At 68.1% G+C, this 22,938-nt stretch carries 22 protein-coding genes; 15 read left to right on the top strand and 7 right to left on the bottom strand.

The features are described from left to right. Window positions 1-18 precede the first annotated feature (18 nt). The 9 genes from HWW87_RS13355 (at window position 19) to HWW87_RS13315 (ending at window position 9,393) form a co-directional block, all read left to right on the top strand. Complete coding sequence (locus tag HWW87_RS13355) at window positions 19-696, top strand: 2-dehydro-3-deoxy-6-phosphogalactonate aldolase (protein ID WP_175820592.1); 678 nt, start codon at window positions 19-21, stop codon at window positions 694-696. After that, window positions 696-1,475, top strand: coding sequence for an SDR family oxidoreductase (locus HWW87_RS13350; protein ID WP_175820726.1), 780 nt, complete (start codon window positions 696-698; stop codon window positions 1,473-1,475). The genes HWW87_RS13355 and HWW87_RS13350 overlap by 1 nt, the downstream gene beginning before the upstream one ends. 111 nt (window positions 1,476-1,586) lie before the next feature. Further along, window positions 1,587-2,582, top strand: coding sequence for an arabinose ABC transporter substrate-binding protein (locus tag HWW87_RS13345; protein WP_175820591.1), 996 nt, complete (start codon window positions 1,587-1,589; stop codon window positions 2,580-2,582). 67 nt (window positions 2,583-2,649) lie between these two features. Further along, window positions 2,650-4,161: an L-arabinose ABC transporter ATP-binding protein AraG gene (gene araG / locus HWW87_RS13340; RefSeq protein ID WP_174386116.1), complete on the top strand. Its 1,512-nt coding sequence runs from the start codon at window positions 2,650-2,652 to the stop codon at window positions 4,159-4,161. An 88-nt stretch (window positions 4,162-4,249) separates the two neighbouring features. Beyond that, a complete protein-coding gene (araH, locus tag HWW87_RS13335) occupies window positions 4,250-5,266 on the top strand; it encodes an L-arabinose ABC transporter permease AraH (protein WP_006491027.1) in 1,017 nt (338 codons plus the stop codon). A 28-nt stretch (window positions 5,267-5,294) separates the two neighbouring features. Beyond that, entirely contained in the window at window positions 5,295-6,101 is an 807-nt protein-coding gene (locus HWW87_RS13330; protein ID WP_174429946.1) for an SDR family oxidoreductase, read from the top strand. 49 nt (window positions 6,102-6,150) lie between these two features. Continuing rightward, complete coding sequence (locus tag HWW87_RS13325) at window positions 6,151-7,212, top strand: aldose 1-epimerase (RefSeq protein WP_175820590.1); 1,062 nt, start codon at window positions 6,151-6,153, stop codon at window positions 7,210-7,212. Window positions 7,213-7,251: 39 nt separating this feature from the next. Beyond that, window positions 7,252-8,079, top strand: a complete 828-nt coding sequence (gene pyrF / locus HWW87_RS13320) for an orotidine-5'-phosphate decarboxylase (protein WP_175820589.1) — start codon at window positions 7,252-7,254, stop codon at window positions 8,077-8,079. Window positions 8,080-8,334: 255 nt separating this feature from the next. Then, a complete protein-coding gene (locus HWW87_RS13315) occupies window positions 8,335-9,393 on the top strand; it encodes a haloacid dehalogenase-like hydrolase (protein WP_174429943.1) in 1,059 nt (352 codons plus the stop codon). Between the two features lie 36 nt (window positions 9,394-9,429). On the opposite strand, the gene HWW87_RS13310 is transcribed toward HWW87_RS13315, so the two are convergent. From HWW87_RS13310 to thiL, 3 genes are read right to left on the bottom strand one after another with little or no spacing between them, the layout of a single operon-like run. Continuing rightward, on the bottom strand, window positions 9,430-9,930 hold the full coding sequence (locus HWW87_RS13310) for a CinA family protein (RefSeq protein WP_034206379.1): 501 nt from the start codon (window positions 9,928-9,930) through the stop codon (window positions 9,430-9,432). A gap of 31 nt (window positions 9,931-9,961) precedes the next feature. Next, on the bottom strand, window positions 9,962-10,507 hold the full coding sequence (locus HWW87_RS13305) for a phosphatidylglycerophosphatase A (RefSeq protein WP_175820588.1): 546 nt from the start codon (window positions 10,505-10,507) through the stop codon (window positions 9,962-9,964). Continuing rightward, on the bottom strand, window positions 10,497-11,495 hold the full coding sequence (gene thiL / locus HWW87_RS13300) for a thiamine-phosphate kinase (RefSeq protein WP_175820587.1): 999 nt from the start codon (window positions 11,493-11,495) through the stop codon (window positions 10,497-10,499). Before thiL ends, HWW87_RS13305 begins: the two co-directional genes overlap by 11 nt. Window positions 11,496-11,671: 176 nt before the next feature. Between thiL and HWW87_RS13295 the strand changes: the two genes are divergently transcribed. The 3 genes from HWW87_RS13295 (at window position 11,672) to HWW87_RS13285 (ending at window position 15,366) form a co-directional block, all read left to right on the top strand. Continuing rightward, window positions 11,672-13,972, top strand: coding sequence for an NADP-dependent malic enzyme (locus tag HWW87_RS13295; protein WP_175820586.1), 2,301 nt, complete (start codon window positions 11,672-11,674; stop codon window positions 13,970-13,972). Window positions 13,973-14,348: 376 nt separating this feature from the next. Continuing rightward, window positions 14,349-14,780 carry a ribonuclease gene (locus HWW87_RS13290; protein ID WP_031398890.1) on the top strand — a complete coding sequence of 144 codons (432 nt, stop codon included), beginning with the start codon at window positions 14,349-14,351 and terminating at the stop codon, window positions 14,778-14,780. Between the two features lie 16 nt (window positions 14,781-14,796). Then, window positions 14,797-15,366: a barstar family protein gene (locus HWW87_RS13285; protein WP_174386107.1), complete on the top strand. Its 570-nt coding sequence runs from the start codon at window positions 14,797-14,799 to the stop codon at window positions 15,364-15,366. Between the two features lie 135 nt (window positions 15,367-15,501). On the opposite strand, the gene HWW87_RS13280 is transcribed toward HWW87_RS13285, so the two are convergent. The 3 genes from HWW87_RS13280 to speE all read right to left on the bottom strand — a co-directional run bounded on the left by HWW87_RS13280 (window position 15,502) and on the right by speE (window position 17,648). Then, window positions 15,502-16,269 (bottom strand): 16S rRNA (uracil(1498)-N(3))-methyltransferase, encoded by a 768-nt coding sequence (locus HWW87_RS13280; protein WP_175820585.1) that lies wholly within the window; start codon window positions 16,267-16,269, stop codon window positions 15,502-15,504. Between the two features lie 17 nt (window positions 16,270-16,286). Further along, on the bottom strand, window positions 16,287-16,703 hold the full coding sequence (locus HWW87_RS13275; RefSeq protein ID WP_175820584.1) for a glyoxalase/bleomycin resistance/extradiol dioxygenase family protein: 417 nt from the start codon (window positions 16,701-16,703) through the stop codon (window positions 16,287-16,289). A gap of 87 nt (window positions 16,704-16,790) precedes the next feature. After that, window positions 16,791-17,648 (bottom strand): polyamine aminopropyltransferase, encoded by an 858-nt coding sequence (gene speE, locus HWW87_RS13270; RefSeq protein ID WP_175820583.1) that lies wholly within the window; start codon window positions 17,646-17,648, stop codon window positions 16,791-16,793. Between the two features lie 215 nt (window positions 17,649-17,863). On the opposite strand from speE, the gene tkt reads away from it, so the two are divergent. Further along, a complete protein-coding gene (tkt, locus tag HWW87_RS13265) occupies window positions 17,864-19,936 on the top strand; it encodes a transketolase (protein ID WP_175820582.1) in 2,073 nt (690 codons plus the stop codon). An 87-nt stretch (window positions 19,937-20,023) separates the two neighbouring features. Continuing rightward, entirely contained in the window at window positions 20,024-21,034 is a 1,011-nt protein-coding gene (gap, locus tag HWW87_RS13260) for a type I glyceraldehyde-3-phosphate dehydrogenase (protein ID WP_175820581.1), read from the top strand. Between the two features lie 77 nt (window positions 21,035-21,111). On the opposite strand, the gene HWW87_RS13255 is transcribed toward gap, so the two are convergent. Continuing rightward, a complete protein-coding gene (locus HWW87_RS13255) occupies window positions 21,112-22,002 on the bottom strand; it encodes a LysR family transcriptional regulator (RefSeq protein WP_175820580.1) in 891 nt (296 codons plus the stop codon). Window positions 22,003-22,159: 157 nt separating this feature from the next. Here HWW87_RS13255 and HWW87_RS13250 point away from each other — a divergent pair, with 157 nt between their 5' ends. Beyond that, on the top strand, window positions 22,160-22,933 hold the full coding sequence (locus HWW87_RS13250) for an SDR family NAD(P)-dependent oxidoreductase (RefSeq protein WP_175820579.1): 774 nt from the start codon (window positions 22,160-22,162) through the stop codon (window positions 22,931-22,933). Window positions 22,934-22,938 lie beyond the last annotated feature (5 nt).

The following is a 22,938-nucleotide window of genomic DNA, read 5'->3' as shown; positions in this document are numbered from 1 at the left end:
CTTGCAGAGGAATCTTCGATGCCGTCCGACCTGACCTTGCCCGCGCCGTACACGCCCCACGCCGCATTGATGCGCGCGTTCGATGCGTGCCCGCTGATCGCGATCATGCGCGGCATCACGCCCGCCGAAGCGGCCGATCACGGCCGCGCGCTCTACGAAGCCGGTTTCCGGATCGTCGAGGTGCCGCTCAACTCGCCGGATCCGTTCGACAGCATCGCGGCGCTGCGGCGCGCATTGCCTGACGACGCGATCGTCGGCGCGGGCACCGTGCTGCGCGCCGAGTACGTCGACCGCGTGCAGGACGCGGGCGGCGCGCTGATCGTGATGCCGCACAGCGACGCAGCCGTGATCCGCCGCGCACGCGAGCGCGGGCTGGCGAGCGCGCCGGGCGTCGCGACGCCGACCGAAGCGTTCGCGGCGCTGGCGAACGGCGCCGACGTGCTGAAGATGTTCCCGGCCGAGCAGCTCGGCGTGATCGTCGTGAAGGCATGGCGCGCGGTGATCGACCGCGCGGTGCCGCTGATTCCGGTCGGCGGGATCGCGCCGGACAACATGCAGCCGTTCCTCGACGCCGGCGCGAACGGCTTCGGGCTCGGCTCGGCGCTGTACCGCCCCGGCCAGTCGGCCGACACGACCGCGGCGAATGCGCGCGCGTTCCAGGCCGGCTTGCGCGTCGCGCGCGGCGGAGCCGCATGATGGGCCGCCTCGCGGGCAAGGTCGCGATGGTGACGGGCGCGGGCCGCGGCATCGGCGCCGCGATCGCGCGCGCGTTCGTGCGCGAAGGCGCGGCCGTCGCGCTCGTCGATCTCGACTTCCCGCAGGCGCAGCACACGGCCGCCGCGATTGCTCATGAATGCGACGGCGCGCGCGTGCTGCCGCTGCACGCGGATGTCGCGCGGCAGCAGGCGGTGCGTGATGCGATCGAGCAGACCGAAGCGGCGTTCGGCCCGCTCGACGTGCTCGTGAACAACGCGGGCATCAACGTGTTCGCCGATCCGTTGACGATGACCGACGACGACTGGCGGCGCTGCTTCGCGGTCGATCTCGACGGCGTGTGGCACGGCTGCCGCGCGGCGCTGGAGGGCATGGTCGAGCGCGGCCGGGGCAGCATCGTGAACATCGCGTCGACGCATGCATTCAGGATCATCCCGGGCTGCTTTCCGTACCCGGTCGCGAAGCACGGCGTGCTCGGCCTCACGCGTGCGCTCGGCATCGAATACGCGGCGCGCAACGTGCGTGTGAACGCGATCGCGCCGGGCTACATCGAGACGCAGCTGACGCGCGACTGGTGGGACGCGCAGCCCGATCCGGCCGCCGCGCGCGCCGAGACGCTCGCGCTGCAGCCGATGAAGCGGATCGGCCGCCCGGAGGAGGTCGCGATGACGGCCGTGTTCCTGGCGTCCGACGAGGCGCCGTTCATCAATGCCGCGTGCATCACCGTCGATGGCGGGCGCGCGGCGCTGTATCACGACTGACACGATTGACGTAACGATTCGAAAGACCGCACGTGCGACGGCCGCGCGCACGCTGCGTCGAAACCAACAAGCGGCTGCATCCTGTTCGATGAAAACAAGGAGACACTGGAGATGAAACGCAGAACGTTCGTAACGCTGGCCGCTGCGGCGGCGGTGGTGATGGGCAGCCCGGTTGCGCACGCGTCCGACCCGGTCAAGATCGGCTTCCTGGTGAAGCAGCCTGAAGAGCCGTGGTTCCAGGACGAATGGAAATTCGCCGAGATCGCCGCGAAGCAGAAGGGCTTCACGCTCGTGAAGATCGGCGCGCCGTCCGGCGAGAAGGTGATGAGCGCGATCGACAACCTGTCCGCGCAGAAAGCGCAGGGCTTCATCATCTGCACGCCCGACGTGAAACTCGGGCCGGGCATCGTCGCGAAGGCGAAGTCGCACAACCTGAAGATGATGACGGTCGACGACCGCCTCGTCGACGGCGCGGGCAAGCCGATCGACGCGGTGCCGCACATGGGGATCTCCGCGTACAACATCGGCAAGCAGGTCGGCGACGGCATCGCGGCCGAGATCAAGAAGCGCGGCTGGGACATGAAGGACGTCGGCGCGATCGACATCACCTACGAGCAGCTGCCGACCGCGCACGACCGCACGAGCGGCGCGACCGACGCGCTGGTCGCCGCCGGCTTCCCGAAGGCGAACGTGATCGCGGCGCCGCAGGCGAAGACCGATACGGAAAACGCGTTCAACGCGGCGAACATCGCGCTCACGAAGAACCCGCAGTTCAAGCACTGGGTCGCGTACGGCCTGAACGACGAGGCCGTGCTCGGCGCGGTGCGCGCGTCCGAAGGGCGCGGCTTCAAGGCCGACAACATGATCGGCATCGGCATCGGCGGCTCCGATTCGGCGCTGAATGAATTCAAGAAGCCGCAGCCGACGGGCTTCTACGGCACCGTGATCATCAGCCCGAAGCGCCACGGCGAGGAAACCTCGGACCTGATGTACACGTGGATCACGCAGGGCAAGGCGCCGCCGCCGCTGACGCTGACGACGGGCATGCTCGCGACGCGCGACAACGTGTCGAAGGTGCGCGAGGAGATGGGGCTCGCGTCGAAGTAAGCGGCCCGCCGGCTGCCGCGGCGACGCGGCGGCCGGCGGTCGATCGATCTGGAAGTGGGGAGACGACGTGTCAGCGGCACTGCGTTTTGACAATATCGGCAAGGTATTTCCCGGCGTGCGCGCACTCGACGGCATTTCGTTCGACGTGCATGCGGGCGAGGTGCATGGCCTGATGGGCGAGAACGGCGCGGGCAAGTCGACGCTGTTGAAGATTCTCGGCGGCGAATACCAGCCCGATGCGGGCAGCGTGCTGGTCGACGGCCAGCCCGTGCAGTTCGCGAGTGCGGCCGCGTCGATCGCGGCCGGCATCGCGGTGATTCACCAGGAATTGCAGTACGTGCCCGACCTGACGGTCGCGGAAAACCTGCTGCTCGGCCGCCTGCCGAACGCGTTCGGCTGGGTGAGGAAGCGCGAGGCGAAGCGTTACGTGCGCGAGCGGCTCGCCGAGATGGGTGTCGATCTCGATCCGGACGCGCGGCTCGGGCGGCTGTCGATCGCGCAGCGGCAGATGGTCGAGATCTGCAAGGCGCTGATGCGCAACGCGCGCGTGATCGCGCTCGACGAACCGACGAGCTCGCTGTCGCATCGCGAGACCGAAGTGCTGTTCAAGCTGGTCGACGACCTGCGTGCGCAGGGCCGTGCGCTGATCTACATCTCGCACCGGATGGACGAGATCTACCGGCTGTGCGATGCGTGCACGATTTTCCGCGACGGGCGCAAGATCGCGTCGCACGAAGCGCTGGCCGACGTGCCGCGCGAGCGGCTCGTCGCCGAGATGGTCGGGCGCGAGATTGCGGACATCTACCATTACGCGCCGCGCGCGCTCGGCGACGTGCGGTTTTCCGCCGAAGGCGTCGACGGCCCGGCATTGCGCGAACCCGCGAGCTTCTCGGTGCGCGCGGGCGAGATCGTCGGCTTCTTCGGGCTCGTCGGCGCGGGCCGCAGCGAGCTGATGCGGCTCGTGTACGGCGCGGACCGCCGGCGCGCGGGCGTGCTGACGCTCGACGGCAAGCGCATCGACGTGAAGCGCACCGGCGACGCGATCCGTCACGGCATCGTGCTGTGCCCCGAGGACCGCAAGGAAGAAGGGATCATCGCGATCGCGTCGGTCGCCGAGAACATCAACATCAGCTGCCGTCGCCATTCGCTGCGCGCGGGGCTGTTCATCAACGGCAAGGCCGAAAGCGAAACGGCCGACCGCTTCATCCAGCGGCTGAAGATCAAGACGCCGAACCGGCGCCAGAAGATCCGCTTCCTGTCGGGCGGCAACCAGCAGAAGGCGATCCTGTCGCGCTGGCTCGCGGAGCCCGACCTGAAGGTCGTGATCCTCGACGAGCCGACGCGCGGCATCGACGTCGGCGCGAAGCACGAGATCTACGACGTGATCTACCGGCTCGCGGAGCGCGGCTGCGCGATCGTGATGGTGTCGTCGGAACTGCCGGAAGTGCTCGGCGTGTCCGACCGCATCGTCGTGATGCGCGAAGGCCGGATCGCCGGCGAGCTGCCGCGCGCCGAGGCGAACGAGCACGCGGTGCTGAACCTCGCGCTGCCGCAGACGAGCGCGGTCGAGGCGGCCTGACGCGGCCGGCTACGTCCGGACAAGCCCGGGACATTCGAATCGAACACGCGCGGCGCGGGCCGCGCGATGCAGGAGCAGGAGACACGCCATGCAAGTCAACGAAAACCTTGCCAGCGCCGCCGTGAAGCCATCGGCCGACGCGCTGGTTCCCCAGCAGAGCGACCGCCAGAAGTGGTGGCAGCATCTGACCGAATACAGCCTGATCGCGATCTTCGCGGTGATGTTCATCACGATGTCGCTGACCGTCGATCACTTCTTCTCGATCGACAACATGCTCGGCCTCGCGCTGTCGATCTCGCAGATCGGCATGGTCGCGTGCACGATGATGTTCTGCCTCGCGTCGCGCGACTTCGACCTGTCGATCGGCTCGACCGTCGCGTTCTCCGGCGTGCTGTGCGCGATGGTGCTGAACGCGACCGACAACACGTTCGTCGCGATCGTCGCGGCGGTCGCGGCCGGCGCCGCGATCGGCTTCGTGAACGGCGCGGTGATCGCGTACCTGCGCATCAACGCGCTGATCACGACGCTCGCGACGATGGAGATCGTGCGCGGGCTCGGCTTCATCGTGTCGAAGGGGCAGGCGGTCGGCGTGTCGTCGGATACCTTCATCGCGCTCGGCGGGATGTCGATGTTCGGCGTGTCGCTGCCGATCTGGGTCACGCTGCTGTGCTTCATCGGGTTCGGCGTGCTGCTGAACCAGACCGTCTACGGCCGCAACACGCTCGCGATCGGCGGCAATCCGGAAGCGTCGCGGCTCGCGGGGATCAACGTCGAACGCACGCGCGTGTACATCTTCCTGATCCAGGGCGCGGTGACGGCGCTTGCGGGCGTGATCCTCGCGTCGCGCATCACGTCGGGCCAGCCGAATGCCGCGCAGGGTTTCGAGCTGAACGTGATCTCCGCGTGCGTGCTCGGCGGCGTGTCGCTGATGGGCGGGCGCGCGACGATCTCGGGCGTCGTGATCGGCGTGCTGATCATGGGCACCGTCGAGAACGTGATGAACCTGCTGAACATCGACGCGTTCTACCAGTACCTCGTGCGCGGCGCGATCCTGCTCGCGGCCGTGCTGCTCGACCAGCTGAAGAACCGCGGCGTACGCGACTGACCGACCAGTTTCCACGGAGACGATCCGCATGACCATCGACACTTCCGCGCCCGATCCGCACGCCGCGCACGCCGCGCGCTTCGCGCGCTACCCGAGCCTCGAGGATCGCGCGGTGCTGATCACGGGCGGCGCGACCGGCATCGGCGCATCGTTCGTCGAGCACTTCGCCGAACAGGGCGCGCGCGTCGCGTTCGTCGACCTCGACGCGGCGGCCGGCGCCGCGCTGGCCGAACGCCTCGCGCACGTGCGCCATGCGCCGCTGTTCCTGTCGTGCGACCTGACCGACATCGACGCGCTGCGCCGGGCGATCGACGCGATCCGCGCGCGCATCGGCGCGATCGCGGTGCTCGTGAACAATGCGGCGAACGACACGCGCCATGCGATCGGCGACGTGACGCCCGCGTCGTTCGACGCGGGCATCGCGGTGAACCTGCGTCACCAGTTCTTCGCCGCGCAGGCGGTGATCGACGACATGAAGCGGCAGGGCGGCGGCGCGATCATCAATCTCGGCTCGATCAGCTGGATGCTGAAGAACGGCGGCTATCCCGTCTACGTGATGGCGAAGGCGGCCGTGCAGGGCCTGACGCGCGGCCTCGCGCGCGATCTCGGCCCGTTCGGCATCCGCGTGAATTCGCTGGTGCCCGGCTGGGTGCTGACCGACAAGCAGCGCCGGCTGTGGCTCGACGACGCGGGCCGCGCGGCGATCAAGGCCGGCCAGTGCCTCGATGCCGAACTGCTGCCGGCCGATCTTGCCCGGATGGCGCTGTTTCTCGCGGCCGACGACAGCCGGATGATCACCGCGCAGGACGTGATCGTCGACGGCGGCTGGGCCTGACCGTTCGCACGACCTGCATCGTTTCTTCGACGAAGGAAAGGAGCTCACCATGACCGCCACGTCCTCGCGCGCATCGTCGTCCACCAGCCAGTCGCGCCGCGCGCGCCTGGCCGCCGCCGCCCAGCCGGTCAGCCCCGGCCCGCAGACGGCCGCGTTCGCGCAGGGTGTCGGCGCCGCGCATGCGGCGGCCGTCACGCTGTCGAACGCGTCGCTGCGGCTCGACGTGCTGCCGCACCTCGGCGGCGGTATCGCGCGCTTCGACTGGCGCGGCGACAACGGCGCGCTGATGCCGGTGTTCCGCCGTTGCGAGCACCCGGAGACGGCGACGGACCCGAACGAGCTCGCGTGCTATCCGCTGCTGCCGTACTCGAACCGGATCGGCGACGGGCGCTTCGAATGCGATGGGCACAAGGTCGCGGTGCCGCGTAACCGCCGCGACGAGCCGCTGCCGATCCACGGCGACGGCTGGCTCGCGCCGTGGCAGGTGGACGATGCGACCGACACGTCGCTGCAACTGTCGCTCGACCGGGCCGCCGGCGCGCCGTACGCGTTCCGCGCGATCCAGTCGTTCGAACTCGACGACGCGACGCTGTCGATCGCGCTGGCGATCGAGAACGCGGGGCGCGCGCGGCTGCCGTTCGGGCTCGGCGTGCATCCGTTCCTCGTGCGCGATGCGGTGACCGAGCTGGCCGCGGCGGCGGGCGGGCTGTGGCTGTCGGGCGCCGATTTCCTGCCGGTGCGGCACGTCAGCGTGCCGCCGGCCTGGCAGTTCGGCGTCTCATATCCGCTGCCGGCCACGCTCGTCAATCACGCGTTCACCGGCTGGGGCGGCCACGCGACGGTGAGCTGGCCGCGCCGCCGGCTGTCGCTGACCGTCGCGGCCGACGCCGACGCGTACGTGCTCTATACGCCGCCGGGCGAGGATTTCTTCTGCTTCGAGCCGGTCGATCATCCGATCAATGCGGTGAACCTGCCGGGCGGCGCGACCGCGCACGGGATGACGCTGCTCGCGCCCGGCGAGCGGCTCACGCGGCGTTTCGCGTTCACCGTCGAGCGCGCCGATGCGCGCGGCAATGCCGCGGCACGCGAGGGCCGCCCGCGACGCGGGTAAAATACGCGGTCTACCAACGGTTTGCCGCGAGTACCCGCCATGTCTTCCCCGCTTACTTTCATTGAATCGCTGCGCGCCGCGTGGCAGCGCACGAATTCGCTGCTGTGCGTCGGCCTCGATCCCGAGCCGTCGCGCTTTCCCGTGCAGTTCGACGGCCAGCCCGACGCGATCTTCGAATTCTGCCGGCAGATCGTCGACGCGACCGCGGAGTACGCGAGCGCGTTCAAGCCGCAGATCGCGTACTTCGCCGCGCATCGCGCGGAAGACCAGCTCGAGCGGCTGATCGCGCACATCCATCTCCAGCATCCGGGCCTGCCCGTGATCCTCGACGCGAAGCGCGGCGACATCGGCAGCACCGCCGAGCAGTACGCGCGCGAAGCGTTCGAGCGCTATCGCGCGGACGCCGTCACGGTGAACCCGTACATGGGCTACGACTCGGTCGAGCCGTACTTCGAGCATGAAGGCAAGGGTGTGATCGTGCTGTGCCGCACGTCGAACCCAGGCGGCTCGGACCTGCAGTTCCTCGATACGAACGGCCGGCCGCTGTACCAGGTCGTCGCCGACCTCGCGGCGAACAAGTGGAACGCGAAGAACGGCCAGCTCGGCCTCGTGGTCGGCGCGACGTTCCCGAAGGAAATCGAGATCGTGCGCGGGATCGTCGGCGACATGCCGCTCCTGATCCCCGGCATCGGCGCGCAGGGCGGCGACGTGCAGGCGACCGTCAACGCAGGCCGCACGGCCGACGGCACCGGGATGATGATCAACTCGTCGCGCGCGATCCTGTACGCGAGCAACGGCGAGGATTTCGCCGAAGCCGCGGCGCTCGCCGCGCAGAAGACGCGCGACACGATCAACGCGCATCGCTGATCGAATCGCGCGACGCCGTATCACCATACCGTCTCGCATCACACCGCCCAGCCGGCCTGCTGGGCGGTTGGCACCGGCCCCGCGCCCGCGGGCCGGCGCTGCATCCTCCCGTTCCCCCTTCGCTTTCCTCGATCCTCCCTGGCGCGCGCCGACAACTTCCCGTCGCTTCCGCACCGCATATGCGCAATTTATTCGCGCGATGCTGCCCCTTGTCACCGATCCGTCACGAAAATGTCAAGAAAAGGGAGCGACGCCATGCCCAAGCTGTCCCGCCGTCTTCTGAGCGCGTTCGCCGCGTCGCTGTGCATGACGTTCGCCCATGCGGCGGATCTGTCGCACTGGCCGGCCGACAGCGCGAAGGCGCTGAACGCGATGATCGCCGCGCACGCGAACCGCGGCGACTACGCGGTGTTCGACGCCGACAACACGACCTACCGCTACGACCTCGAGGAATCGCTGCTGCCGTATCTCGAGAACCGCGGCGTGCTGACGCGCGATTCGCTCGACCCGTCGCTGAAGCTGATCCCGTTCAAGGATTCCGCCGACTACAAGGAATCGCTGACGAGCTACTACTACCGGCTGTGCGAGATCGACGATCTGGTCTGCTATCCGTGGATCGCGCAGGCATTCGCCGGGCAGTCGCTCGCCGACCTGAAGCGCCACGTCGACGCGATGCTCGCCGACGGCAAGCCGATCCCGATCCGCTACTGGCAGGGCGACAAGGTCGTCGACGGCACGGTGAACCCGCCGCGCTTCTTCCGCGGGATGCAGGAGCTGTACAACGCACTGCGCGAGAACGGCATCGACGTCTACGTGATGACGGCCGCGCACGAGGAGCTCGCGCGGCTCGTGCTGTCCGACCCGAAGTACGGCTACAACGTGAAGCCGCAGAACGTGATCGGCGTGACGACGCTGCTGCGCAACCCGGCGACCGGCGCGCTGACGACGTCGCGGCTGCAGATCAAGGCCGGCAAGTACGACGAGGCCGCGAACCGCAACCTCGTGATCACGCCGTTCCTGATGAACCCGATGACGTGGTACGAAGGCAAGCTCGGTTCGATCGTCGGCTGGATCGACCAGTGGAAGAAGCCGGTGCTCGTCGCGGGCGACACGCCGACGTCCGACGGCTACATGCTGCTGAACGCGACCGACGTCGCGCGCGGCGGCGTGCGCGTGTGGGTCAACAAGAAGGACAAGCAGATGGCGCAGATCCGCGCGTGGTCGGACGAATCGGCCGCGAAGCAGAAGTCGCTCGGCCTGCCGGTGACGGCGGACAAGAACTGGATCGTCGTGAAGCCCGACGCGATTCAATAAGCGCGCGGCGGGGCGCGGCACGCGCGCCCGGCCCGATCAGCGTTCGCGTTCGTCGAGCAGCTTCAGCAGCCCGCGCAGCGCATGCGCGGCCGCCTGCGTGCGGATCTGTTCGCGGTCACCCTTGAACACGAGCGTTTCGACGTCGGTATGCAGCCGGTTGCTCCAGCCGAACGACACCGTGCCGACCGGCTTCTTCTCGCTGCCGCCGGCCGGGCCCGCGATGCCGGTGACGGATAGAGCGACCTGCGCGCGGCTGTTGCGCAGCGCGCCTTCGGCCATCGCGCGCGCGACCGGTTCGCTGACCGCGCCGTGCTTGTCGATCAGGTCGGCCGGCACGCCGATCATCTCGATCTTGGCCTGGTTCGAGTACGTGACGAAGCCGCGCTCGAACCACTGGCTGCTGCCGGAGATGTCGGTGATCGCCGTGGCGATCATGCCGCCGGTGCAGGATTCGGCGGTGGCGAGCGTCAGGTGCTCGTCACGCAGCTTGTTGCCTGCGCGGATCGCAAGCTGGTGGACGACGGAATCGGTTGGCATGCGCGTCGGGAAACGGGAGTCGGGAAATCGGTCAGCCGGCGACGGAGCGCCACAGGGCGATCACGAGCAGCGTCATGAACGCGGCCACCAGGTCGTCGACCATGATGCCGAGCCCGCCTTTCAGGCGGCGCTCGAAATAGCGGATCGGCGGCGGCTTGAGCATGTCGAAGAAGCGGAACGCGACGAACGCCCACAGCTGGCCGACGAAGGTCGCGGGCGTGACGAACAGCATCACGAGCCAGATCGCGACGATCTCGTCCCAGACGACGGCGCCCGGATCGGCCATCCCCGCCTTCTTCGCGGTGAAACCGGTGACCCACGTGCCGGCCACGAAGGCGACGGCGATCAGTGCCCACCATTCGAGCACCGTCAGGTAGCGGTTGAGCAAGACGAACGTGAGCCAGCCGAACAGCGAGCCGAACGTGCCGGGCATGATCGGCGCGAGCCCGCTGCCGAAGCCGAGCGACACGATATGCGCCGGGTGCGACAGCATGAAGCGGGCCGTCACGCGTGTCGGCGCGGGTTGCGCGGTGCCGGGCTCGGCCGCGGCGTGCGCGGGCGTCGGATCAGTCTGCATGGAAGTGGTCGAAACCGTGCAACGTGAGAGCGAGGGGCGCGCCGGCGGCGTCGCGCCACGCGATGGCGGGTTGCGCCGACGGCGCGGACAACGCGCGTATTGTACCGATTCGCGTGACCGGCACGCCGGCCGTGACGCCCGCCGCTTCGACCGCCGCGCGGGCCGTAACGGGGGCCGTGAAGCACAGTTCGTAGTCGTCGCCGCCGGCCAGTGTGCAGCGGCGCTGCACGTCGGCCGGCAGCGTCGCGAGCGCGGCCGAGCGCGGTACCGCGTCGGCGTCGATCTCGGCGCGCACGTTCGAGCGCGTCAGGATGTGCTGGAGGTCGCCGGCGAGGCCGTCCGACAGGTCGAGCGCCGCGTGCGCGACGCCCGCGAGCGCGAGCCCCAGCGCCACGCGCGGCTCCGGACGCTCGAGCGCCTGCCGGAACGCGGCGGCTTCATCCGCGCCTGCCGTCCATTCGCGGCGGGCGACGCCGAGGCCGGCGCGCGCATCGCCGAGCGTGCCGGACACCCACACGTCGTCGCCGTCGCGCGCGGCATCGCGCCGCAGCGCCGCGTCGGGCGCGACTTCGCCGAACACGGTCACGCACAGGTTCAGCGGCCCGCTCGTCGTGTCGCCGCCGATCAGTTCGCAGCCGTATCGCTCGGCCAGCGCGAAGAGGCCGTCGCTGAACGCCTCGAGCCACGCCGCGTCGGCACGCGGCAGCGCACACGCGAGCGTGAACGCGCGCGGCTCGGCGCCCATCGCCGCGAGGTCCGACAGGTTGACCGCGAGCGTCTTGTGGCCGAGCGCGTCGGGCGCGACCTCGGGGAAGAAGTGGCGGCCTTCCACCAGCATGTCCGTCGAAATGGCCAGCAATTTCCCGGATCGGGGCGCAATCAGTGCGCAATCGTCACCGATGCCGAGCGTCGACGCACGGGCGCCCTGCGCGGCGCGGCGCGTGAAGAAGCGTTCGATCAGCGAGAACTCGGAGAGGGCGGCTGGCACGGCGGGCGATCCGAAACGGTTGAAGGAACGGCATTGTACGAGGCGAGCGGCGGCGCTCCTGCACCATCCAGTACATTTTGGTCGCGGCTGTCGCACCCGAATCGCCGGTCTGGCGGCCGATGATTGGCGCTACAATGCCGTCGAACAGTTATTCTAATCCGCCCGTCACGAGACACATGTCCACCCAAGCCTCCTCCAAAGCCAAGCTCCGCGAAGCCGCGCTCGACTATCACGAATTTCCGACCCCCGGCAAAATCGCGATCGCCCCGACCAAGCAGATGATCAACCAGCGCGACCTCGCGCTCGCGTATTCGCCGGGTGTGGCGTACGCGTGCGAGGAGATCGTCGAGAACCCGCTGAACGCGGCGCGCTTCACCGCGCGCAGCAACCTGGTCGGCGTCGTGACGAACGGCACGGCGGTGCTCGGTCTCGGCAACATCGGCCCGCTCGCGTCGAAGCCGGTGATGGAAGGCAAGGCGGTGCTGTTCAAGAAGTTCGCGGGCATCGACGTGTTCGACATCGAGCTGAACGAATCGGACCCGCACAAGCTCGTCGACGTGATCGCCGCGCTGGAGCCGACCTTCGGCGGGATCAACCTCGAAGACATCAAGGCGCCGGACTGCTTCATCGTCGAGCGCGAAGCGCGCAAGCGGATGAAGATCCCGGTGTTCCACGACGACCAGCACGGCACCGCGATCGTCGTGGCCGCGGCCGTCACGAACGGCCTGAAGGTGGTCAACAAGGACATCAAGAAGGTCAAGCTCGTCGCGTCCGGCGCGGGCGCGGCCGCGCTCGCGTGTCTCGACCTGCTGGTCGACATCGGCCTGCCGCTCGAGAACATCACGGTGACCGACCTGGCCGGCGTGGTCTACAAGGGCCGCGCCGAGCTGATGGATCCGGACAAGGAGCGTTTCGCGCGCGAAACCGACGCCCGCACGCTGGCCGAAGTGATCGACGGCGCGGACATCTTCCTCGGCCTGTCGGCCGCGGGCGTGCTGAAGCAGGAGATGGTGAAGGGCATGGCCGAGCGCCCGCTGATCCTCGCGCTCGCGAACCCGACGCCGGAAATCCTGCCGGAACTCGCACTCGAAGTGCGTCCGGACGCCGTGCTGGCCACCGGCCGCACCGATTACCCGAACCAGGTCAATAACGTCCTGTGCTTCCCGTTCATCTTCCGCGGCGCGCTCGACGTCGGCGCGACGACGATCACGCGTGAAATGGAGATCGCGGCCGTCAATGCGATCGCCGAACTCGCGCAGCACGAGCAGAGCGACATCGTCGCGACCGCGTACGGCATCCAGGATCTGTCGTTCGGGCCCGAATACCTGATTCCGAAGCCGTTCGATCCGCGCCTGATCGTGAATATCGCGCCGGCCGTCGCGCAGGCCGCGATGGACGGCGGCGTCGCGACGCGCCCGATCGAGGACATGGACGCGTATCGCGTTCACCTGCAGCAGTTCGTGTATCACAGCGGCACGACGATGAAGCCGATCTTCCAGATCGCGCGCGCCGCGCCGGAAGAGAAGAAGCGCGTCGTGTTCGCGGAAGGCGAGGAAGAGCGCGTGTTGCGCGCCGTTCAGATCATCGTCGACGAAAAACTCGCGAAGCCGATCCTGATCGGCCGCCCGTCGGTGATCGAGCATCGTATTCAGCGCTACGGCCTGCGTCTCACGCCCGGCACCGATTTCACGGTCGTCAACACCGAGCACGACGAGCGCTACCGCGACTTCTGGCAGACGTACCACAAGATGATGGCGCGCAAGGGCATCAGCGAGCAGCTCGCGCGCGTCGAAATGCGCCGCCGCACGACGCTGATCGGCTCGATGCTGGTGAAGAAGGGCGAAGCGGACGGGATGATCTGCGGCACGATCAGCACCACGCACCGCCACCTGCACTTCATCGACCAGGTGATCGGCAAGCGCCCGGGCTGCAGCGTGTACGCGGCGATGAACGGCCTCGTGCTGCCGGGCCGCCAGATTTTCCTCGTGGATACGCACGTGAACGTCGATCCGACCCCGGAGGAACTGGCCGAGATCACGATCATGGCCGCGGAAGAAGTGCGCCGCTTCGGCATCGAGCCGAAGGTCGCGCTGCTGTCGCACTCGAATTTCGGCACGAGCAACGCACCTTCGGCGAAGAAGATGCGCGATACGCTCGCGATCCTGCAGGAAACCGCGCCGGAGCTGAAGGTCGACGGCGAAATGCACGGCGACGTCGCGCTCGACGCGGCGCTGCGCAAGGAAATCCTGCCGGAATCGACGCTGGAAGGCGATGCGAACCTGCTGATCCTGCCGAACATCGACGCCGCGAACATCGCGTACAACCTGCTGAAGACGGCCGCCGGCAACAACATCGCGATCGGTCCGATCCTGTTGGGCGCCGCGCAGCCGGTGCACGTGCTGACCGAATCGGCGACCGTTCGTCGCATCGTGAACATGGCGGCGCTGCTGGTCGCCGACGTCAACGCCGCGCGCTGAGCCGAAACGAACGCGCGGCGCCGGTCGAACCGGGGCCGCGCGTCGGGCGAAATTGTAAACAAAAGCAAAAAGAGGCGTGCCCGCAATGGGCACGCCGCGGGCAGGGCGCAACCGCGCTTCCCATAAGCAACAGCAGCATCCCTCCACTCCGGGTAGCGAGTGTGGCAAGGAGGCAGAGTCTTGCCATACGAGAGACGCCGCACGCATTTTATCTTATGTAAGATAAATGTAGTGTAATTTCGGTAAGAAATACGGAATTAGGGGCGGCGCAAGGCTTTCGATTCCCAAACGGACATTGATTCGCGCGGCCAATAACGCTACGCTAACGCCTTTGTTGGTCGTCAACTACTTGATTTAACAGCGGGAACCCTGGTTCATGGCACGCAAGTGGCTCCGCAACGGCGCGCTCGCGTCCGTCTTCGCGATGTTCGCGATGGGTATCGTCGGCACGCCGACGGGCAGTCTGGTTTCCGCCGCTTACGCACGGGAGGCCGTTCCGGCCGACGTGGCCGCGAGCGGGCTCGATACGATCCCGACCGCCCGTCTTCCGCGCGAGGCCGTGACCACGCTGGGCCTGATCGGCGCCGGCGGCCCCTATCCGTACGAGAAAGACGGTGTCGTATTCGGCAATCGCGAGCGGATCCTGCCGAAGGCGAAGCGCGGCTACTACCATGAGTACACGGTGCCGACGCCGCGTGCGCGCAATCGCGGCGCGCGCCGGATCGTCTGTGGCGGGCCGTTGCGCCGGATCGACAACTGTTATTACACGGGCGACCACTACAACAGTTTTAAACGTATTGTTGAATGACTTCGGGACGAATGGCATGAGCGACTCCATCTACGCGCACGATACGGCGGCGGCGACGACGGAACTGTTCGCGGCCGGCGACGGCAATCTGTTTCAGCGTGTGATCCAGCTGCACGCGGCGGCGCAGGCCGGCGGCACGCCGGAGCAACAGGAAGCCGAGCCCGGGCTTTCATCGAACGAGGAGCCTATGAGCCTTTTCACGACCGTGCGACCCAATCTCGTGCAGTCGATCCGCGCGTTCCGCGTGCAGGATCTCGCCGACGAAGCCGGTCGGCTCGGCCAGCATTTCCTGTATGCGTATTGCGGCGCCGCGCAGTCGAAGCAGGAAGTAATGGAAACGATCGCGACCTCGTTCCTGTTTCCGAAGCATTTCGGGAAGAACTATGACGCGCTGTACGACTGCCTGACCGACCTCGTCGCGAAGGCCGGCGCGCAGCCCGGTTTCGTGATCGTCCTCGAAGGGCTGCCGATCGCGCAGAAATTCGACAAGGAAGGCCGCGAGACGCTGCTCGACGTGTTCCGCGAGGCGGCCGAATTCTGGGCCGAGCGCAAGGTCGCGTTCCGGGTGTTCTACTCGTTCGCGTAACGCGCGAATCCCGTCGGCTGCGGCCGAATTGCAAAAAAGCCCGCTTCGAGCGGGCTTTTTTGCGTCCGCGCGACGCGTGCCGCGTCAGGCTCGGGACGTGCCCGGGTCGTGTCGCGGCCCGGCGCGATCAGCGCTTCACCACCCGCCCCATCGCGCCGCCAACGCCGCGAGCACGGCCGCGCCGGCCGTCTCCGTACGCAGCACGCGCGGCCCGAGCGACAGCGCGGTGAACCCGCGTGCGCGCGCCGCGTGTTCCTCGTCGGGCGACAGCCCGCCTTCGGGCCCGATCAGCAGCGTGACGGTGGCCGCGGGCGGCGCGTCGGGCAGCGACGCGAACGGGATGCTCGCGCGCGGCGACAGCAGCACCCGCAGCTCGCCGTCGGCCGGCGTGGCCGGCAACGCGTCGAGCCATGCGTGGAAGCCGGCGACCGGCGCGACGTCGGGCACGCGGTTGCGCCCGCATTGCTCGCACGACGCGCGCACCACGCCGCGCCAGTGCGCGACGCGCTTGTCCGCCCGTTCGCCGGACAGCTTCACGACGCCGCGCGCGGTCGACAGCGGCACGACCGCCGCGACGCCGAGCTCGACGGCCTTCTCGATCACCCAGTCCATCTTGTCGCCGCCGGCGATCCCCTGCGCGAGCGTCACGCGATAGGGCGGCTCGGCCTCGGCGGGTTCGAATGTCTCGACCTGCGCGAGCGCGCTACGCTTGTCGACTTCGACGAGCCGTGCGCGGTACTGGCCGCCCGTGCCGTCGAACAGCGCGAGCACGTCGCCGGGCTGCAGGCGCAGCACCTGCACGTGGCGCGCGACGTCGGCCGGCAACGCGAGCGTGGCGTCGGCGCGCAGCGCTGCGTCGACGAAAAAGCGCGGCACGGCCGCGGTGGTGGTGGCTTCGTTCATGCGTGTGGCGGTTTCGGTCATGCGTCGAGACGGCACCCGAGCGCCCAGCGGTAGCCGTCGAGATCCTCGATCTGCGCGAACCGGTCGCCCCAGAACTGATCCTGCGGCGCGCTCAGCGATTTCGCGCCCGCATCGAGCGCGCGCTGCCAGGTGGCGTCGACGTCGTCGACATACAGATAGAACGATTGCGGCGCGGTGGCGTTCGCGCGCTTCGGCGTGAGCGCGGGCGAGCCGAACGCGCCTTCGGGCGCGAACATCACGATCAGCTGGCCGCGATAGGCCATCTCGACGTGCATGATCACGCCGTCCTCGTCGTGCATGTCGCGCATCGTGAAGCCGAATGCGGCCTGGAAGAAATCGATGGCCGCGCGCGCGTTGCGTACGGCCAGGTAGGGCGTCAACCAAGGCACGTTGGCCGGACGTGGATCGGTCATGAAAATCTCCTGTTGCACAGTGTCGGCGCTTCGGCGCCTGCGCCGGTCTCATGCTGGAACAGCGGAACGTTGCGACCGTCCGGATGTTCAGCGGCGAACGCCCAGTGTATCGCGCAGCGCGCGCGGCAGGGCAAAGAGGGACGCATGCAGCCGCGCATCGTAGTAGCGCAAGCCGTCGACGCGGCGGGCCGCGAGCCGTTCGTCGACGTCGTGCGCGAACAGCGCGGCCGCATCGAGCGTGTCGCTCGCGATCGCCATCAGCCACTGCGAGCCGTACAGCGGCACGTGCGCGGACAGCGGATCGACGACCGCGAAGCTCGCGCGCAGGTCGTCGAGCAGCGCGGCGATGCGCGCGGCATGGAACACCGGCGAGCCGAGATGCATCGAGATCGCGCCGCGCGGCGTCAGGATCCGCTTGAGCCGTGCGTAGAACGCACGCGTGTAGAGGCCGGCCGCCGGCGAGTCGGGCGGCGTGAGATCGAACACGACGAGATCGAAATGCTCGACCGTCGAATCGACGAAATGCGCGGCGTCGCCGATCACGACCTCGACGCGCGGGTCGTCGAGCGCGCCCTGGTGCACGTCGTCGAGATAGCGGCGCGCCATCCTGACCACCTCGTCGTCGAGTTCGGCGATCACGATCCGCTCGAGGCACGCGTGCTTGAGCAACTGGCGCGCCGCACCGCCGTCGCCGCCGCCGAGCACGAGCGCCTTGCGCGGCGACGGATGCGCGAGCGCGGCCGGGTGCGTCATGCACTCGTGATAGACGAACTCGTCGCCGACCGACGTCATCGGCCGGCCGTCCAGCGTGAACAGCCGGCCGAGCTGCGGGGTTTCCCAGACCTCGATCTGCTGGTGCGGGGACGCGACGTGCGCGAGCCGCCGCGCATTCGGGAAGCCGTAGGTAGCGTCGGGCGTCGGGTGAAAGAGAAGGGTGGTGCTCACGGGCGGGCCGCTGGGGCAGGCAGTTCCGACGCCTGAATTATAGGAGGCAGGCGGTTTCGCGGAAAACCGTGCCGGAACACTGCGCACCGACAAGGGAAATGTCGGGCCATCTGCTAAAATGACGAGCTTTGCAGCCCCGTCCGTAGGCTCCGTCCGCTTCGCGTCCGTCAGGCGCCGCACCGCGCGCCGGGAACGATTGACGCTCGAGCTTCCGGATGCCGCCGTGCCCCCGTTTCCTCGACTCGTTCTCCGGACTCGACATGACGACTTCGTCTCCCGCCTCCACCACCCTGATGGCCAACGCGATCCGTGCGCTCGCGATGGACGCCGTCCAGCAAGCGAACTCCGGCCACCCCGGCATGCCGATGGGCATGGCCGAAATCGGCGTCGCGCTCTGGTCGCGCCATCTGAAGCACAACCCGACGAACCCGCACTGGGCCGACCGCGACCGTTTCGTGCTGTCGAACGGCCATGGCTCGATGCTGCTGTACTCGCTGCTGCACCTGACCGGCTACGACCTGCCGATCGAAGAGCTGAAGAACTTCCGCCAGTTGCACTCGAAGACGCCGGGCCACCCGGAATACGGGATCACGCCGGGCGTCGAGACGACCACCGGCCCGCTCGGCCAGGGTCTGGCGAATGCGGTCGGCATGGCGCTCGGCGAAGCGCTGATGGCCGACGAGTTCAACCGTGACGGCGCGAAGATCGTCGATCACCACACGTACGTGTTCCTCGGCGACGGCTGCCTGATGGAAGGCATCTCGCACGAAGCCTGCTCGCTCGCGGGCACGCTGAAGCTGAACAAGCTGATCGCGCTGTACGACGACAACGGCATCTCGATCGACGGCGACGTCGTCAACTGGTTCCACGACGACACGCCGAAGCGCTTCGAGGCGTACGGCTGGAACGTGATCCCGAACGTGAACGGCCACGACGTCGACGCGGTCGACGCGGCGATCGCGAAGGCGAAGCTGTCGGACAAGCCGACGCTGATCTGCTGCAAGACGGTGATCGGCAAGGGCGCGGCCACCAAGGCCGGCGGCCACGACGTGCACGGCGCGGCGCTCGGCGCGGAAGAAATCGCGAAGACGCGCGAAGCGCTCGGCTGGAAGTGGGAGCCGTTCGTGATTCCGCAGGAAGTCTATGCGGCATGGGACGCGAAGGAAGCCGGCAAGCGCGCCGAGACCGAATGGGACGCGACGTTCGCGGCCTATCGCGCGAAGTTCCCGGCAGAAGCCGCCGAATTCGAGCGCCGGATGGCCAACCAGCTGCCGGCCGACTGGGCCGAGAAGGCTGCCGCGATCATCGCCGGTGCGAACGAGCGCGCCGAGACGGTGGCAACCCGCAAGGCGTCGCAGCAGGCGATCGAGGGCCTCGCCGCCGCGCTGCCCGAGCTGCTCGGCGGCTCGGCTGACCTGACCGGCTCGAACCTGACCAACTGGAAGGCGTCGAAGGCGGTGCGCGCGAATCCGGAAGGCGCGGGCGTGCTGCTCGGCAACCACATCAACTACGGCGTGCGCGAATTCGGCATGAGCGCCGCGATCAACGGCCTCGCGCTGCACGGCGGCCACAAGCCGTTCGGCGGCACGTTCCTGACGTTCTCCGACTACAGCCGCAACGCGCTGCGCGTGGCCGCGCTGATGAAGCTGCCGTCGATCTTCGTGTTCACGCACGATTCGATCGGCCTCGGCGAAGACGGCCCGACGCACCAGTCGATCGAGCACGTGTCGAGCCTGCGCCTGATCCCGAACCACGACGTATGGCGCCCGGCCGACACGGTCGAGACGGCCGTCGCATGGACCCACGCAGTCGCTGCCGACCGTCCGTCGAGCCTGATCTTCAGCCGCCAGAACCTCGCGTTCAACCCGCGTACCGATGCGCAGATCGCCAACATCGACAAGGGCGGTTACGTGCTGAAGGACTGGGACGAGGAAATCGTCGCGCGCAAGATCATCCTGATCGCGACGGGCTCGGAAGTCGAACTCGCGATGAAGGCCGTCGAGCCGCTCGCGCAGCAGGGCATCGCGGCGCGCGTCGTGTCGATGCCGTCGACCAACGTGTTCGACCGCCAGGACGCCGAATACCGCGAACGCGTGCTGCCGCACGGCGTGCGCCGCGTCGCGATCGAAGCGGGCGTGACGAGCTTCTGGCACAAGTACGTCGGCCTCGACGGCGGCGTCGTCGGGATCGACACGTTCGGCGAATCGGCGCCGGCCGGCGTGCTGTTCAAGTACTTCGGCTTCACCGTCGAGCACGTCGTCGAGACCGCGAAGGCCGTGCTGGCCTAAAAGCATACGCGGCGCGCGCCACCCGTTGCGCGCGCCGCACCGTGAAGCTGCACGAAACGAATTTTTTCAGCCATCAGGAGATAGACCATGACGATTCGCGTCGCAATCAACGGCTACGGCCGTATCGGCCGCAACACGCTGCGCGCGTTTTATGAAAACGGCAAGAAGCACGATCTCGAGATCGTCGCGATCAACGACCTGGGCGATGCGAAGACCAACGCGCACCTGACCCAGTACGACACCGCGCACGGCAAGTTCCCGGGCGACGTGTCGGTCGACGGCGACTACCTCGTCGTGAACGGCGACAAGATCCGCGTGCTGGCGAACCGCAACCCGGCCGAACTGCCGTGGGGCGAGCTGGGCGTCGACGTCGTGATGGAATGCACGGGCTTCTTCACGACGAAGGAAAAGGCGAGCGCGCACCTGAAGGGCGGCGCGAAGAAGGTGATCATCTCGGCGCCGGGCGGCAAGGACGTCGATGCGACGATCGTCTACGGCGTGAACCACGACGTGCTGAAGGCCGAGCACACGGTCATCTCGAACGCATCGTGCACGACGAACTGCCTCGCGCCGCTCGTCAAGCCGCTGAACGACAAGATCGGCCTCGAAACCGGCCTGATGACGACGATCCACGCGTACACGAACGACCAGGTGCTGACGGACGTCTATCACGAAGACCTGCGCCGCGCGCGTTCGGCCACGCACAGCCAGATCCCGACGAAGACGGGTGCTGCGTCGGCCGTCGGCCTCGTGCTGCCGGAACTGAACGGCAAGCTCGACGGTTACGCGATCCGCGTCCCGACGATCAACGTGTCGATCGTCGACCTGTCGTTCATCGCCAAGCGCGACACGACGGTCGAGGAAGTCAACGCGATCATGAAGGAAGCGTCGGAAGGTTCGCTGAAGGGCATCCTCGGCTACAACGACGCACCGCTGGTGTCGATCGACTTCAACCACAACCCGGCTTCGTCGACGTTCGACGCAACGCTGACCAAGGTGTCGGGCCGCCTCGTGAAGGTGTCGAGCTGGTACGACAACGAGTGGGGTTTCTCGAACCGCATGCTGGATACGGCTGTCGCATTCGCGAACGCGAAGTAATCCCGCACGTCGCGCGGCCGCCGCAACGCGGCCGGCGTGGCGGACGAACCCGGCCCGGGGTTTCCCGGCCGGGTTTTTTATTGCCCGGCGTTCGCTGTCACGTGTTCGATCGCGGCGACGAACGCGCGCTTCAGCGGGCCGTCGAGATCGGTCCACGCGAGACCGATGCCGCTGCGGTGACCGGCCAGGTCGAGCGGCCGCGCGAGCACGTTCGGCGGCAGCGCGCCGGCGGCTTCCGCCGGGATCAGCCCGATCCCCATGCCCGCCGCGACGAGCGCGAGCATCGTCGTGAATTCGCCGAACTCCTGCGCGATCTCGAGCGTCGTGCCCGCGCGGCTCAGTGCGAGCAGCATGTCGTCGTGAAAGCCGGGCGCGTAGCGGCGCGCGAGCACGAACGCCGGGTGGCCGCGCAAGGCGGCCGGCGCGATCGTATCGTGTGCGGCGAGCGGATGGTCGAGCGGCAGCGCAACGACGAAGCCTTCCTCGAGCACCACGCGTAGGTCGATGCCCGCATACGCGGCCGGCAGCCGGATCATCCCGAAGTCGATCCGCCGGTCGCGCAGCGCGGCGATCTGGTCAGGCGTCGGCAGGTCCTTCAGTTCGAGCGCGATCAGCGGATAGCGCTCGCGCATCGTGCGCAGCACGGCCGGCAGCAGCGCCGGCAATACCGACGACACGAACGCGATCCGCAGCGTGCCGATTTCGCCGCGGCTCGACAGCCTCGCCATCTGTTCCGCGCGTGCGGCCTGCTGCAGCGTCGCCCGCGCTTCGGGCAGGAATACGTGCCCGGTGTCGCTCAGTTCGACCTTGTGCCGGTCGCGCTCGAACAGGCGCGCGCCGAGTTCCGCCTCGAGCGCCTTGATCTGCATGCTCAGCGCGGGCTGCACGATGCACAGGCGCTGCGCGGCGCGCCCGAAATGCAGCTCTTCCGCGAGCGTGACGAAGGCGCGCAATTGCTTGAGTTCCATGGGCGGCGGGCACGAGAGGGCGGTAATCAGTTTTCATGATAACCGGATCAAGAAAGACCATTGGCGCGGCACCCTGGTTGCGGCGGAAGATACCGTCGACGCGAGACCGGCCGCGACGGGCAGCCGGCTCGACTGGCACGAGGAGACATCCACATCCATGACTAACGCGCTTGACCGGTTCCGCCTCGACGGCCGCCGCGCGCTGATTACCGGTTCCGGCCGCGGGATCGGGCTGACGCTCGCCCGCGGGCTCGCGGAAGCGGGCGCGGCGATCGTCATCAACGATCGCAATGAGGAGAAGGCCGCGACGCTCGCGCGCCATTTCCGCGACGAAGGCTTCGCGGCCGACCATGCGGTGTTCGACGTGACCGAGCACGCGCAGGTACGCGCGGCGATCGACGATGTCGAGACGCGCGTCGGCGCGATCGACATCCTCGTGAACAACGCGGGCATCCAGCGCCGCGCGCCGCTCGACGAATTCGACCCGGACGACTGGCATGCGCTGATGCGCGTGAATCTCGACGGCGTGTTCAACGTCGCGCAGGCCGTCGCGCGGCACATGATCGCGCGCGGCCACGGGAAGATCATCAACATCTGCTCGGTGCAGAGCGAGCTCGCGCGGCCGACGATCGCGCCGTATGCGGCGACCAAGGGCGCGGTGCGGATGCTGACCAAAGGGATGTGCGCCGACTGGGCGCGCCACGGCATCCAGGCGAACGGCCTCGCGCCCGGCTATTTCGAAACCGAACTGAATCGCGCGCTGGTCGACGACGCGGCGTTTTCGGACTGGCTGTGCAAGCGCACGCCGGCCGCCCGCTGGGGGCAGGTCGACGAGCTGTGCGGCGCGGCGATCTTCCTCGCATCGGCCGCGTCCGATTTCGTGAACGGCCAGACGCTGTTCGTGGATGGCGGGTTGACCAGTGCCGTCTGACAAGG

This window comes from Burkholderia sp. BCC0419 (genome assembly GCF_902830285.1).
In the GTDB taxonomy this organism is placed as follows: domain Bacteria; phylum Pseudomonadota; class Gammaproteobacteria; order Burkholderiales; family Burkholderiaceae; genus Burkholderia.
The sequence above is the reverse complement of the archived record's forward strand: the minus strand, read 5'-3'. Positions and strand labels throughout refer to the sequence as shown.

Coding starts and splice junctions, on each gene's coding strand:
- HWW87_RS13355 (WP_175820592.1), top strand. CDS start 19: ATGCCGTCCGACCTGACCTTGCCCGCGCCGTACACGCCCCACGCCGCA.
- HWW87_RS13350 (WP_175820726.1), top strand. CDS start 696: ATGGGCCGCCTCGCGGGCAAGGTCGCGATGGTGACGGGCGCGGGCCGC.
- HWW87_RS13345 (WP_175820591.1), top strand. CDS start 1,587: ATGAAACGCAGAACGTTCGTAACGCTGGCCGCTGCGGCGGCGGTGGTG.
- araH (WP_006491027.1), top strand. CDS start 4,250: ATGCAAGTCAACGAAAACCTTGCCAGCGCCGCCGTGAAGCCATCGGCC.
- HWW87_RS13330 (WP_174429946.1), top strand. CDS start 5,295: ATGACCATCGACACTTCCGCGCCCGATCCGCACGCCGCGCACGCCGCG.
- HWW87_RS13325 (WP_175820590.1), top strand. CDS start 6,151: ATGACCGCCACGTCCTCGCGCGCATCGTCGTCCACCAGCCAGTCGCGC.
- pyrF (WP_175820589.1), top strand. CDS start 7,252: ATGTCTTCCCCGCTTACTTTCATTGAATCGCTGCGCGCCGCGTGGCAG.
- HWW87_RS13315 (WP_174429943.1), top strand. CDS start 8,335: ATGCCCAAGCTGTCCCGCCGTCTTCTGAGCGCGTTCGCCGCGTCGCTG.
- HWW87_RS13310 (WP_034206379.1), bottom strand. CDS start 9,930: ATGCCAACCGATTCCGTCGTCCACCAGCTTGCGATCCGCGCAGGCAAC.
- HWW87_RS13305 (WP_175820588.1), bottom strand. CDS start 10,507: ATGCAGACTGATCCGACGCCCGCGCACGCCGCGGCCGAGCCCGGCACC.
- HWW87_RS13295 (WP_175820586.1), top strand. CDS start 11,672: ATGTCCACCCAAGCCTCCTCCAAAGCCAAGCTCCGCGAAGCCGCGCTC.
- HWW87_RS13290 (WP_031398890.1), top strand. CDS start 14,349: ATGGCACGCAAGTGGCTCCGCAACGGCGCGCTCGCGTCCGTCTTCGCG.
- HWW87_RS13285 (WP_174386107.1), top strand. CDS start 14,797: ATGAGCGACTCCATCTACGCGCACGATACGGCGGCGGCGACGACGGAA.
- HWW87_RS13280 (WP_175820585.1), bottom strand. CDS start 16,269: ATGAACGAAGCCACCACCACCGCGGCCGTGCCGCGCTTTTTCGTCGAC.
- HWW87_RS13275 (WP_175820584.1), bottom strand. CDS start 16,703: ATGACCGATCCACGTCCGGCCAACGTGCCTTGGTTGACGCCCTACCTG.
- tkt (WP_175820582.1), top strand. CDS start 17,864: ATGCCGCCGTGCCCCCGTTTCCTCGACTCGTTCTCCGGACTCGACATG.
- gap (WP_175820581.1), top strand. CDS start 20,024: ATGACGATTCGCGTCGCAATCAACGGCTACGGCCGTATCGGCCGCAAC.
- HWW87_RS13255 (WP_175820580.1), bottom strand. CDS start 22,002: ATGGAACTCAAGCAATTGCGCGCCTTCGTCACGCTCGCGGAAGAGCTG.
- HWW87_RS13250 (WP_175820579.1), top strand. CDS start 22,160: ATGACTAACGCGCTTGACCGGTTCCGCCTCGACGGCCGCCGCGCGCTG.